The organism is Lyngbya confervoides BDU141951, assembly GCF_000817775.3.
GTDB lineage: Bacteria > Cyanobacteriota > Cyanobacteriia > Thermosynechococcales > Thermosynechococcaceae > Lyngbya > Lyngbya confervoides.
The window spans coordinates 45763-58883 of the sequence record NZ_JTHE03000091.1; the positions used below are offsets into that span (position 1 = coordinate 45763).

The 13121-nt window shown below is 54.9% G+C and carries 11 protein-coding genes; 8 read left to right on the top strand and 3 right to left on the bottom strand.

The window, feature by feature from the left end:
* Positions 1-110 precede the first annotated feature (110 nt).
* Positions 111-1814 (bottom strand): bicarbonate transporter BicA, encoded by a 1704-nt coding sequence (gene bicA, locus QQ91_RS15785; RefSeq protein ID WP_166276029.1) that lies wholly within the window; start codon positions 1812-1814, stop codon positions 111-113.
* Positions 1815-2012: 198 nt separating this feature from the next.
* Positions 2013-2777 carry a bifunctional demethylmenaquinone methyltransferase/2-methoxy-6-polyprenyl-1,4-benzoquinol methylase UbiE gene (gene ubiE / locus QQ91_RS15790; RefSeq protein ID WP_166276031.1) on the bottom strand — a complete coding sequence of 255 codons (765 nt, stop codon included), beginning with the start codon at positions 2775-2777 and terminating at the stop codon, positions 2013-2015.
* 126 nt (positions 2778-2903) lie between these two features.
* Here ubiE and QQ91_RS15795 point away from each other — a divergent pair, with 126 nt between their 5' ends.
* From QQ91_RS15795 to QQ91_RS15815, 5 genes are all read left to right on the top strand, one after another.
* Complete coding sequence (locus QQ91_RS15795; RefSeq protein ID WP_166276033.1) at positions 2904-5450, top strand: cyclic nucleotide-binding domain-containing protein; 2547 nt, start codon at positions 2904-2906, stop codon at positions 5448-5450.
* Between the two features lie 9 nt (positions 5451-5459).
* Positions 5460-5819 (top strand): YkgJ family cysteine cluster protein, encoded by a 360-nt coding sequence (locus QQ91_RS15800; RefSeq protein WP_166276035.1) that lies wholly within the window; start codon positions 5460-5462, stop codon positions 5817-5819.
* A 15-nt stretch (positions 5820-5834) separates the two neighbouring features.
* Positions 5835-6269, top strand: a complete 435-nt coding sequence (locus tag QQ91_RS15805; protein WP_250833378.1) for a TMEM165/GDT1 family protein — start codon at positions 5835-5837, stop codon at positions 6267-6269.
* An 88-nt stretch (positions 6270-6357) separates the two neighbouring features.
* Positions 6358-6648, top strand: coding sequence for a TMEM165/GDT1 family protein (locus tag QQ91_RS15810; protein ID WP_166276037.1), 291 nt, complete (start codon positions 6358-6360; stop codon positions 6646-6648).
* Between the two features lie 24 nt (positions 6649-6672).
* The gene (locus tag QQ91_RS15815; protein WP_166276039.1) at positions 6673-8016 is read left to right on the top strand and encodes a glycosyltransferase family protein; all 1344 of its coding nucleotides are present in this window, start codon (positions 6673-6675) and stop codon (positions 8014-8016) included.
* Between the two features lie 102 nt (positions 8017-8118).
* Here the strand turns inward: QQ91_RS15815 and QQ91_RS21680 are convergent, their stop codons facing one another.
* Entirely contained in the window at positions 8119-10635 is a 2517-nt protein-coding gene (locus QQ91_RS21680; protein WP_166276041.1) for an EAL domain-containing protein, read from the bottom strand.
* 244 nt (positions 10636-10879) lie between these two features.
* Here QQ91_RS21680 and QQ91_RS15835 point away from each other — a divergent pair, with 244 nt between their 5' ends.
* The 3 genes from QQ91_RS15835 (at position 10880) to QQ91_RS15845 (ending at position 13120) form a co-directional block, all read left to right on the top strand.
* Positions 10880-11179 (top strand): acylphosphatase, encoded by a 300-nt coding sequence (locus QQ91_RS15835; protein ID WP_166276043.1) that lies wholly within the window; start codon positions 10880-10882, stop codon positions 11177-11179.
* A gap of 98 nt (positions 11180-11277) precedes the next feature.
* Complete coding sequence (locus QQ91_RS15840; protein WP_166276280.1) at positions 11278-11997, top strand: class I SAM-dependent methyltransferase; 720 nt, start codon at positions 11278-11280, stop codon at positions 11995-11997.
* A 295-nt stretch (positions 11998-12292) separates the two neighbouring features.
* Positions 12293-13120, top strand: coding sequence for a cyanophycinase (locus QQ91_RS15845; protein WP_236095917.1), 828 nt, complete (start codon positions 12293-12295; stop codon positions 13118-13120).
* Position 13121 lies beyond the last annotated feature (1 nt).

The following is a 13121-nucleotide window of genomic DNA, read 5'->3' on the forward strand; positions in this document are numbered from 1 at the left end:
TAAATATCCTGATACCCGACACCCGATTATTTTCTTCATTGAACCATTCAAACAGAGCAGAGATCGGCATTGACTCCATCATCCACCCTGGAAAGTCTAGGCCCACTGGGTCAAGCTAAACTGGGTGAGGCTGTAAAGGATCCAGATCCACCATCGGTTTGTTCTTGCTCGGCCACTGCCAGTCGCAGGGCTTCCACACGGCTGGGCAACAGGTGATTCTGGGGGATTTTCCCCAGAATACCCACCTTTTCAAGACGTTGTTTGATTTTTCCAGCTGCCCCGACAATAAAGACCGTTACGCCTAAATCTTGCGCATCTTGGATCGTATTTTCAATTGCCAGGGATGCCGTCACCCCCAGCATGGGCACATCGCTTAGGTCAAGAACGAGCGCCTTTGCCTGAGATACCGCCGCATGCTCCCGAGAAATGGCCTTGGAAACCCCAAAAATCATGGGACCGCTCAAATAAAACAGCAGGACTTTGCCCTCGCCGCGATCCAGCAGTTCTTTTTCTTCCTCCGATAGATCTAAATCGTCATCGGCATCGCTGATGGCTTTGACGGTATCAGCATGGAGATTGGAAAGGCGCTCAATGGTCAAAATATTTGCAATGAAGACCCCGACCCCCACTGCCACGATTAAATCCACAAAGACCGTGAGGATCATCACGCCGTACATAATCAGCGTGCCCCGCAGGGAAATGTGATGGGCACGTTTAAGAAAGCTCCAGTCCAGAATATCGAGGCCCACCTTGAGGGCGATCCCAGCCAAAACCGCCATGGGAATTGGGCCGGTAAAGCGAGCCGCTCCCAGAACCACCACCAATAAAATCAGCGATCGCGTGATGCCAGATACGGGAGTTTGGGCACCGGATTGGATGTTGACAACGGTTCCCATGGTGGCTCCCGCTCCTGGCAAGCCTCCGCAGAATCCGGAAAAAATGTTGGCTAGCCCCTGACCAATCAGTTCCTTGTCGGATTTATGCTCAGTGCGGGTGAGACTATCGGCAATAACCGCCGTCAGCAGGGTATCAATGCAGCCCAGCATGCCCAGCATGACTCCATCGAACAGCATGGTGGTCACCTGACCGGGCGTAAAGTAGGGAATCTGAAAGTTGGGAAGTCCCACACGGATTTCGCCAATGTCGCTGATTCTAGGCAGGCTGTCTACATTCGAGAAGAAAAGGAGGGAAACAGCGGTGCCCACAATGAGCGCCACCAGTTGAGGCGGAACGACGCGTTTGATTTTTTTGGGCGTCAAGAACAGGATAGCCAGGGTTATCGCCCCAAGAATTAGGGCGATCGGGTTAATCCCGGTGATCATGTCGGGCAGATTCTGTAAAATCCCGATCACGCCGCCCTTGGGAGCCTTGTGTCCCAGGAATGGCGGAATTTGTAGCAGAATTAAGATGACGCCAATTCCAGACATGAAGCCGGAAATGACGCTATAGGGCATGAGGGTGATGTAGCGACCCAGCTTAAACACCCCAAAAATGACCTGGAATAGCCCTGCCAGCATGACCACCGTAAAGGCCATGGTGACACCATAGGTTTCATCAGCGGCGGTGAGCTGAGAAAAGACTGCGGTGAAGATCACCGTCATCGGACCGGTGGGCTCTGAAATTAAGGTGGAGGTGCCTCCGAACAGGGCGGCCACCAGTCCCACACAAACCGCACCGTAAAGTCCCGCCACTGGACCTGCGCCAGAGGCGACCCCAAAGGCCAGAGCAATCGGAAGAGAGACGATGGCTGCCGTGAGGCCCCCAAACATATCTCCCCGAAGATTTTGAAAATGAATGCGATTCAGGATTTCCACATTCCAAACCTCATAAACTTAAATCAAAAAGAGTACTCAGGGCGATCGCAATTTTGAATAGAAATAAATCTATTGATGCGAATTAAATGATTGTTCTATATCAATAATCACAAAAAACCTATCATTTTCCGATCCCCGCGTACAGAGGTTAGCCCCGGAAATTGTCATGGGTTTTGTGGAGCCCGTTATCGTCCCCGGCTAGTTAGCGCTAATTTCACCGGGGCCGATGCCCACCGGCGAGTCAGATGTTCCTGGGGGACTTGCTTTTTGGCACACCAGCACACCCATCAGCCCTAGGGCTGTGAGATAGTAGGTCGTTTGGGCAAATCCAGCGGCCTGGGCCAGGGATTCCTGTTCGCGGCCCAGGGGAAAGCGCTCGATACTGGCTTCAATGTAAGCATATTCAGATTCGCAGCCGAACCGGGTGGCTAGGGGGACCACCAGCTGATTGAGGAAAAAGCGCTGGACTTGCTGCACCCCTGCATGGTCAGAGTGACAAAAATCTAAAATAGCGGCCCTGGCCCCAGGCTTGAGCACTCGATGGATCTCCCGTAGCGCTTGAGGAATATTGACCACATTGCGCAAGCCATAGCCCATGGTGATTGCGTCAAAGGAGAGATCGGGGTAGGGAAGGGCCACCGCATCTCCTAGCTGCCAGGTTATGCGGCGAGCAATCCCTTTGCCCGCCACACGCCGCTGGGCGTTTGCTAATTGCGCCGCTGAAAAGTCAAGGCCGGTGACCCAGCCCGTGGGACCAACCTGGCGCGCCAGCATTTGGGTGAGATCGCCGCTCCCACAGCATAGATCCAGGACGCGATCGCCCGGTTGGGCGCCAGACCAGTTGACGGTCATCTGTTTCCAAATGCGATGCTGCCCCAGGCTGAGCCAGTCATTCAGGGGATCATAAATGGGGGCGATTTGATCAAAAATCCGTTGAACCTGTGCTGAGGAAGGCGCTGCCATCGGGAACCCAGTAACCAGTACAGTCTGCATCGTACCGGTTTTGATGGTGCCTGCGCGTCGCCAATGAGAAACTAGGGGTAGGCTGGCCTCGTGGGAACATCGCCCATCGGGGCCAGGAGAACCGCAATGTCTGAGGTTAAGTCGGTGGATCCCAATCAAGTCCTATGGTTTAAGGAGCGCTCGGCCCTGACGGATCTGCCCGAGGCGGTGATTATTGCGATCGCGGCCAAGGCCCGCCTGATCCGAGTGCAGGAAAACCGGCGACTGGTGCTAGAAGAGACGCGGCCCAAATCCCTGTACATTCTCTACCAGGGACGGCTAGAGCAATATCGCACCAGTCGTGTTGGACCGGCCCAGGCCAGTTCGCTGCTGCCTGGCGCCGTCCTGCATCTGCTGGAGCTCGTGGTGAATCAACCGGCGCAGTATACGGTGATTACCCTGACCCAATCGAGCCTCTGGGAGGTGACGCGCGAAGATTTTCAGGGGATTGTGGCAGAACATGCGGCCCTGACCCAGCATGTTTCTCAACAGTTAGCGGCCAATTTGGCGGCGGTTTCTTCCCAGCTAGCCTTTGAGCAGGAGCGGCAAAACATTTTGCGCCCCTATCGAGTGCCACGGGCAAAACGCGGCATTGTGGGAAACAGCCGCTACGCCAAACGCCTGCGCCAGGATATTCGAGATGCCAGCCGCAATCGCAATCCCATCATTATCTTGGGTGAACCTGGGCTGGAAAAGGATAACATTGCGGCCTTAATTCATTTCAGCTCTCCCTTCCGGCGATCGCCCATCATTAAGGTGGCTTGCAAAAATTTACAGGCCAGCGGCGCAGAGCTGTGGGGACGCTGGGGCGGCAAGCCGGGACTCCTCGCAGCCTTGGAGGAAGGCACCCTGATTTTGAACAATATTCAAGATCTTCCCCCAAAGCTTTGGCCTCAGCTCAAACATCTCCTCGAAACCCAGCGGTTTCTCCCGATCCAGCGTTCTGGATCGGCCAATCAACCCAGGGTTCCCCAGGAAAGCAAGGCCCGACTGATTTTGGTCACCGAGTCCGAGGCTGAGGTGGCTGAACTCACGGCCCTGGGGGGACATCTGATTAAAGTTCCGCCGCTGCGGGTCCGTAAATCGGATATTGAGGCCCAGGTGACCTACTATCTCAGCTTGATTGCCCAAACTCGGGGCACTCCCCGGCGGAGCATCACCCCGGCGGCCCTGCGGCGGCTTCAGGCCTACCGCTGGCCTCAAAATTTACGGGAGCTGGCCAGTTTGCTGGAGCGGGCGATCGCCCAGGTCCCTGGTAAGGAGGCCTTGAGTGAGGAGGTGTTTTGGCCGGCTGAGGTTCCCAGCCATCGGTTTCGTCTTAACCTGCTGGAGGTTTATCCCTGGCTGCGGAATTTTCTCCGCAGTGACTGGTGGCCCACGCGCCTCAACTACGGCTTCACCCTCCTATTTTTTGCCTTCGTTGTGGCGATCCTTTTCCTGGGACCGCAAGATCGCCTTCATAATGTGGGCTTAACCCTGTTTTGGGCCTGGTGGTGGCCGATCATCTTAGTGGGGTTTCCCTTTGTGGGACGACTGTGGTGTGCCGTATGCCCCTTCATGATCTACGGCGAGCTGCTGCAAATCCTCTCCCTGAAAATTTGGCCCCGTCAGCTCCAGCGCTGGCCGCGAGAGCTGGCCGATCGCTGGGGCGGCTGGTTTTTGTGGGGCCTCTTTGCCCTGATTTTTCTCTGGGAAGAGCTATGGGATTTGCCGAATACAGCTTACCTTTCTAGCTGGCTGCTGCTCTTGATTACGGGGGGAGCGATTGTTTGCTCCTTGATCTTTGAGCGCCGCTTTTGGTGTCGCTACCTTTGCCCCATTGGCGGTATGAATGGCCTCTATGCCAAGCTATCGATGACAGAGCTGCGGGCAAAGCAGGGAACCTGTGCAGCCGAATGTAGCACCTATCAGTGCTACAAAGGGGGGCCAGCCAACGGCGAAGGGCAGCAAACCCAGGGCTGTCCCCTGTACTCCCATCCGGCACAACTGGAGGACAATCGGGACTGCGTGCTGTGCATGACCTGTCTGAAGGCCTGTCCCCATCGGTCGGTGGAGGTCAACTTACGTCCTCCGGCCATTGAACTATGGACCTCCCATCAGCCCCGATCCTCCGAGGTGGCCCTGCTGTTGCTGTTGCTGGGGGGCGTTTTTCTTCATCGCCTTCCCGAACTTGAGCAGGTCTTGGGCCTCTCGTTTCCCCAGGATCACCTTGGGGTTCATGCGGGGGTGGCCCTTGCTGTCCTGGGCCTCGCCACGGCGATCCCAGGGGCCCTCCACGGCCTCTATCACCTGCTGCACCCGGACCCTCAGCCGTTTCTGAAACTGGCCTATGGCTATCTTCCCCTCACCCTGGGGGCCACCCTGGCCCATTACCTGTATCTCGGCCTGACGGAAGCGGGGCAGATTTTGCCCGTGGCCAGTGCCACCTTTGGCGGCCCGATGGCGCTGCCGATGTGGAGTGCCCACCCAGCCGTGATTGCCTTCTTGCAAGGAACCACGCTGGTGTTTGCCCTTCTGGCGAGCCTAGTGGTTCTTAAGAAAATCGCCCGCCAAACCTGGGGATCCCTGTGGCCCCATGCCCTGGGTTTGCTAGGCTTAACAGGAGTCTTTTGGCAAATTATCGTTGGCAGTTGAGGGCAATCTATGGCGACTTGGCAGTGTGTGAAACAGTGTGGGGCTTGTTGTCAACTGGATCCCGGCGATCGCCCTGACCTGGCAACCTACCTGACGCCCGAGCAGTTGGGGGAATATTTGAGCATGGTGGGACCGGACGGCTGGTGTATTCATTTTGACTCGCTGAACCGGGACTGTACAATCTATGAGGATCGTCCCACCTTCTGCCGGGTAACGGCGGACACCTTTGGCCAGATGTTTGGGATTGAGCCCCAGGATCTGAATGCGTTTGCCATTGACTGCTGTCGTCAGCAGATTGAAGCCATCTACGGCGATCGATCCCTGGAGAGCCTTCGGTTTGAACAGGCAATCGGTTTGGAAATAGGATAGAACCCATGAACCGCTGTGTCCCTCTATCGTGAGTCGATTGCGTTGAAGACTTCTCCGAACCCAGAATTCTCTGCCCCAGAGCCCACTGCCCCAGAATCTCTCGCTCCAGAATCTCTCGCCCCAGATCCCCCTGTCAGTGCGGCTGAACCCTCAGCCCATGGCATTCGCAGCTGGTTTAAAGAATTTTTTGCCACGTTTTTGACAATTTTTGCAGCGGAGTTTGGGGATAAAACTCAGCTAGCTACCTTGATGATGACCGCCGAATCTCACTCGCCCTGGGTGGTCTTTGCCGGAGCTGCCTCCGCACTGGTTATGACCAGTTTGGTGGGGGTGCTGGTGGGACGCTGGCTGGCCAGACATATTCCGGAGAAAACGCTGGAGATTCTTACGGGAGCGTCGCTACTGGTGATTGCTCTGCTGCTGTTGTGGGATGCTGTGCGGGTGTCCTAGGAACGGACCGGCTAAGGGGGACCGTCAGGCCCTAGGCCTTGCCCCCGCTCAAGGGACTTATCATTTCAAGGCAAATTGAGGCAAACCTATGGACTGGCAACTATTAGGCATGACCTTTGGACTGGTGTTCTTATCGGAACTGGGGGATAAGAGTCAGCTTGCGGCGATCGCGCTGAGCGGATCGTGTCGTCATCCCCGCGCCATCTTTTTAGGATCCGCAGCGGCGCTCGTGGTGGCCAGCTTTCTGGGGGTGCTGGTGGGGGAAGGTGTTGCTCAGGTGCTTCCCACTCAGGTCCTTAAAGGGGCTGCGGCCTTGGGCTTTGCCTGCCTTGGGCTGTCCATCCTCTGGCCCCACGGCAGGGACGATAAATTGATCTAGATCACAGCAAGTCCCAAGGAGACTATGGGCGATATCGGCGCAACTGGTCCTAGTCAAAAATACTGCGATCGCTATGGGGAACCCCTGGCGAGGCAGTTTATGGCCCAGGGCGCCGAGGGTTGCCCCCGCTGCTATGACTATGTTCTCTGTATCCCCGTCTATGATGAGTCCCCAGATTTTATTGCACCTCTGCTCAATTCAATCCAGGCAGACGTTTTGGTCATTTTGGTGTTTAATGCCCCCCAGGGGAGCAGCTGGACCCAGGTGCGCACAGAGCAGGCGTTCCGTACCCTGACCCAAAGCCAAGCCCCCCTGTCCTGGATACGCTGGAATTATCACGTTGATGTGCTAGCGGTGGATTGCTGTACGAGTGGGCGGCAGCTGCCGCTGCGTGAAGGGGTGGGTCTGGCCCGAAAAATTGCTGGAGACCTCGCCCTGGTAGCCATGGTCCACGGGAAGATTGCCTCGCCCTGGATTTACTGCACCGATGCAGATGTTCAGCTTCCGGCTCATTATTTTGAGGCCGTTTCGCCCACCGCAATGGCCGCGGCGGCCCTCTTTCCCTTTGTGCACCGGCCTCTCCATGAGCCGATTCTCCAATATGAAATTGCCCTACGCTACTACGTGCTGCAGCTTGATCAGGTGAAATCACCCTACGCCTTTCACACCATCGGTAGCTCCATGGCCATCCATGCCCAGCACTACGCGGCGGTGCGGGGCTTTCCCCGGCGGGAGGCCGCAGAGGATTTTTATATTCTCAACAAGTTGGCCAAAACAGGCCTGATTCTGCGCCTGAAAACTGAGCCGTTGGTGCTCTCCTCACGGCCATCCCATCGGGTCCCGTTTGGGACAGGGGCGGCCCTGAATCGCTTGCGTACAGATCCAATTCAGCGGCTTTATCATCCCACCACGTTTGAAATCTTGGGACAATGGCTCAGACAAATGGATCGGCTCTGGCAAGAGCGCGATCGCGTCCAGAGCTTGGGCCTGGAGGCTTGGTGGGCAGAGCATCCCCTGGACTGTGAGGCGGTACTGCCTCTTCTCCTTCAGCTTGGTTTAGCGAAGGTCCTGAAGCAGGCCTATCGACAATGTGGCGATCGCGCCCATTTTCTTTACTACCTGCAGGTTTGGTTTGATGGGTTTCGGACCCTACGATTTATTCATCTGCTGCGCGATTGGGGATTGCCCTCCGTGCCAATTTCGCCACTGGCGGCCTGTGATTCCCCGTTCGGATCATCCTGGTGCTGGCAGGGAAAATCCCTGCGGGACATTTGCGATGACCTAGCTAGGCAGGAAGCCCAACTTCCGATACAGATAGGCCCCCGGCAATATTTACAGACTCCAGGGCAGTCCATTGCAAGGGGGTAAATTCCAGGGGGATAAACTCAAAGGGGCACAGCCGTGAATCGGGTGCAGTTTTCTAAGATGGACCGCTAAGGTGGACTGCTAAGGTGGACAGCCAGCCTGATTCTAAGCACCTTGGCTGTCTGCCAGAAAGCGAGTGGCCTTCTCCGTACTGAGGGGAGGCGAGTAGAGATAGCCCTGGGCATATTCACAATTCATGGCCTGGAGTAGGGTTGCCTGTTTGCTGTCCTCTACGCCCTCGGCGACGACATCCAAGTTCAGATTATGGGCTAGGGTCATGATTGTTTTAACAATTTCATAGCTATCGTGATCGCCCATTTGAGACACAAAGGATCGATCAACTTTGAGGGTGTCGACCGGGAATAGCTGAAGATAGCTCAGGGAAGAGTAGCCGGTCCCAAAGTCATCGATGCTGAGCTTAAATCCAATTTCCTTTAACTGATGAAGTTTTTCAATGACCAAGTCCTCTCGATGCATAATGGCACCCTCTGTAATTTCCAACTCAATGTTCTCCGGCGGAACGGGATAATCCTTCAGCATCCGTTGCAAGATTGTGACAAAGTCAGGATTAGAGAATTGGCGTCCCGAGATATTGATACAGATGGACAGCGAGGGTAAGGATAAATCTTGATCGATCCATTGCCGAAGCTGTTGAAAAGCCGCCTTAATAATCCAGTTTCCCAGCGGGATAATCAGTCCAGTATCTTCAGCCAGGGGGATAAAGTCTGCCGGAGAAATGAGGCCCTTGTCAGGGTGGCACCAGCGAATCAGAGCCTCAAAGGATCGAATCTCGCCGGTTTTTAGGTCAAGAATGGGTTGATAATAAAGCTCAAAATCTTGATTTTCGATGGCCAGCCGCAGGCTATTCTCAATCTCGAGAATTTTCATGGCGTGGCTATGCATGGAGCTATCAAAAATGGCATAGTTGTCCTTGCCTTTGTGTTTAGCCTCATACATGGCCATGTCAGCATCTCGCAGCATTTCTTCTGGTTGCTCATAGGCTGGGTTGCTCAACACAATTCCGATGCTGGCAGAGGTGAACACCTCTCGGCCTGCCAGGGTATAGGAATTGCGCAGCGATTCTAAAATTCTCTGCGCCGGTCGAGTGGCTCCGGCGGTGTTCTTGACCTCTTTCAAGAACACGACAAATTCATCCCCTCCCAGTCGCGCCACCGTATCTTCTTCGCGCACACAGGTTTGAAGTCGTTGGGCCACCTCAATTAAGAGCTTGTCGCCAATGGTGTGGCCCAAGCTATCGTTGATGATCTTAAATCGATCTAAATCGATAAAAAGGAGCCCAAACTGCTTATGGCGATCGCGCTTGAGGCTTTTCATGGCCTGCTGAATCCGATCTAGGAGCAAGATGCGGTTGGCGAGCCCCGTCATGGAGTCATGCAAGGCGTCGCGTAGGAGCTGTTCTCGGGTTCGATAATATTCGGTAATGTCGGTCATGGAACCAGCCATGCGCAGGGGTTTCCCCGTTGCGTCGAAAACCGCAATTCCCCGGCATCGGAAGTACAAATAGCCGCCTTCCTGGTGCTTGAGGCGATATTGACATTCCAGGTAGGGTTTAGACCGGTCCAGATGCTGATCGATCTCCTGCTGAACGTAGGCACGATCCTCTGGATGAATTTGATTGAACCAATCATCAATGCGTTCAAAGGGTTCTTGTTCCCCATAGCCAATCATGGATTTCCAGCGGGGCGAAAGATAGAGCGTATCTTTTTCGATATCCCAGTCCCAGAGGCCATCATTCGCGCCCCGCGCGGCCAAGGCAAACCGTTCTTCACTTTTACGAACGGATTCTTCCATCTGACGTCGCTGGGTAATATCTGTAAAGTAGCAGCGAATCAGATTGCTCTGGGGAATCCAGTGAATGGACTGTTCGTAGGTTCGGCTGCCCACGGTGACTTCCCGAATCTCGCAATAGTCGTGACTGTAAGTTTCGACGCTGCAATGGAGTCCAGCTCGAACCGGGTGATCCAGCTGGTCGTACACCCCCGGAAAGTGTTTATTGGCAGAGGCGTTGAGATAGGTCACCGATCCATCCAGCTCCATTTCCAAAATGGGCTGCGGGGTCAACTCGGGAAACGAGGATAACCGAACCAGCGCCGCCTCGCTGAGATGCTCCTGTTCTTCCCCGGAGATGAGGGTGGGCTCATCTTGTGGATAGTCTGAGGGGGAGGCGCTACCGGGTCTTTGCAGATCTCCGACCTGGTAGTAGGTTGCCGCAACTTTGTTGCTGAACAAGATCACATCGTTATTTCTAAGGTCATGGGAATAACACCGCTTTCCATTAATCCACAGACCGTTTTGGCTGCGCTTGCCCTGGAGGTTGCCATCAATAATCCGAAAAAAGCAGTTGTGATTTTTAGACGTTGGAATCCGTAGAAGAATCGCATGTTGGCGCGAGACCACGGTGTCATCAATGACAATGGAGTTTGCCTGGTGACGGCCAATGGAATAGGAGGCCGCATCTAGGGTGATGATTTTCTCCCCTGCCGTGGTTTGCAGAATCAGGAGATGGCGCGCGGGTGGGTGGGTCACATTGATGGATCGCTCCGCCTGGGATTGGGAGCAGTCCAGGACCGTACGGGGTTCATCTTCCTCCCAGGTTTCCATGCTGCACTCAACAGATTTGCAACCGTCGATTGCCATTCAATCCCCCCATCGTTTTGTCGTTCACAGCTGACCCTTGATAAATCAGCAGAGCAGTTTGTAGGATTCATCACCCGCACCTTCTCTGCACTCTAGTATTGACCAAGGTCGAGGGTCTTTTTTACGTGGGAATACGAATTTAATGGGCATCTAGAGTTCAGAGAACTCACCTTCTAAAATGGCGGGGATGTCCCCCATGGAGAACGGTATGCCTCCTCACCCCTCAGATTCATCCCCCCACATTTGTCTGCGATCGCTGATATCAGGGCATGTCCAGGGCGTGGGCTACCGCTACGCCACCCAGGACAAAGCTCAGGCCTTGGGGCTTCTTGGTTGGGTGCGCAACTGTCCTGATGGGCGGGTAGAAGCCATGATTGAAGGCGATCGCGCCCAGGTGGAAGCTCTGGTGGACTGGTTTTGGTCCGGTCCCCCTGGCGCTCGCGTCAGCGAAGTGCGTACAGAATCTAAGCCCCTTCAGCAGTTCCAGCGGTTTGAAATTTGGCGCTAGATTGAAGGCGCCAGATTGGAGGCGCCAGATTGGAGGCGCTAGGTTGGAGGCGCTAAATTTGAACGGCACGTAAAAAATCGGACCTGCAGATGCCCAACATGACCTCCGTGGATGATCTAGAGCATCAGATTTTAAAGTCCTGGCAAGCCAACGCTGAACCCTGGACCCAGGTGGTTCGTCGGGGTCAAATTGCCAGCCGGATTCGGGTGACCAACGCCGCAATTTTGCAGACCGTTCTCCAGCAATTCCCTGGCACCGTACTGGATTTAGGCTGTGGAGAAGGGTGGCTCACCCGCGCGCTATCCCGTCGGGGGATTCAGAGCCTTGGCATCGATGCAGCGCCCGCCCTGATTGCCAAGGCTCAAACCCTCGGTGGCGGCACCTTTGTCGCGATGACCTATGCCCAGGTTTCCTCTGGCCAGCTTCAACAGACCTTTGATGTGATTGCCTGTAATTTTTCACTGCTTGGTTGCACCTCGGTGGACCAGCTACTTTTGGCCCTTCCTGGGCTTCTGGCACCGCAGGGGAAACTCATCATCCAAACGATTCATCCCCAGATCCTTCCTGAGCCTACCTTGGCGGGATGGCGGATGGAAACCTGGGAGGAGTTTGAGGGAACCTTTTCCCAGCCCGCCCCCTGGTACTATCGTCCCCTGGAGCAGTGGCGGGTCCTGTTAAAAAAGGGTGGGTTCGATCTCCCCCAGATCCTTGAACCTCAGGATCCCAGCACTCACCGCCCAGCTTCTTTAATATTGATCGCCCAACGCGCCTCTTCCCAGGTTCGCCCGGACCACCCACAAACTGTCTCTGGGGTCTAATCAACTCGGGACCATTGCTTTCGATTGGCCCAATCTTCGCAAGCAGGGGATCAAGCCGGGATCCGGCCAGGGATCAAAGGCTAGATCCAGCAGCGCCCATTCCAAACTCCCTTGCTTTTCGTTAAATTGGATACAAAATATCGTCAGAATTTGTTGATAGGGTCTTGCTATTAGGGTAGGGTTAGTAAAATCCGGCTTGGATACACTCAGTTCTGCCCTTGGGGTAATGTGATTTGAATTCAATGCTTGGGGCCAATTTATGCTGGAGATGAAGCCAAGTTTAGTACAACCGTCTATGGCAGTGTCTACCCGGTACCCCGTTATGGTCATTGGTGGTGCAGAGGACAAGGTAAATAAGCGTGATATCCTCTCCACGTTCTTTGCCGGTTCCCTGGCACAGAAAGCCGTAATTGGCGTCATTCCTTGCGCTTCTCGTGAGCCGCTCATTGTCGGCGATCGCTACTTCCAAATCTTTCAGGAGATGGGCGCAAGCCATGTGCAGATCTTAGATATTCGCCATCCCCAGGAGAGCAACGACGCTCGCTGGCTAGAGGTGTTAGATCACTGTACCGGGGTTTTTGTAACCGGCGGTGATCAGTTGCGCCTGTGCGACTTAATTGGCGGCAGCCTCCTGATTCAGCGACTGAAAGACCGGGTCAATCGAGGAGAGATGGTCCTGGCGGGAACCAGTGCCGGGGCCGCAATGATGGGAGAGAAGATGATTGCGGGCGGCAGCAGTGGTGAGCCCCCCAATCGCGCCTTGGTGGACTTGACCGATGGTCTCGGAATTCTCCCAGAGCTGCTTGTAGATCAGCATTTTCATAATCGAAACCGCATGGCCCGTCTCATGAGCGCGATCGCCGCTCATCCCGATAAGTTGGGGATTGGCATTGATGAAGACACCTGCGTGGCGACGCTGGGGGATGGAACCTTTCAGGTGCTGGGACAGGGCACTGTGACTGTGATTGATCCTGGTGAGCTAACCCATTCTAACCATGCTCAGATTAGCGACACGGCTCCCCTCTCGCTCCATAACTTAAGAGTGCACGTCCTGAGTCGGGGCGATCGCTACGACTATCAAGACCGTCAAATTCGCTCGACTTCTACGATTTCCGACTCCTAAC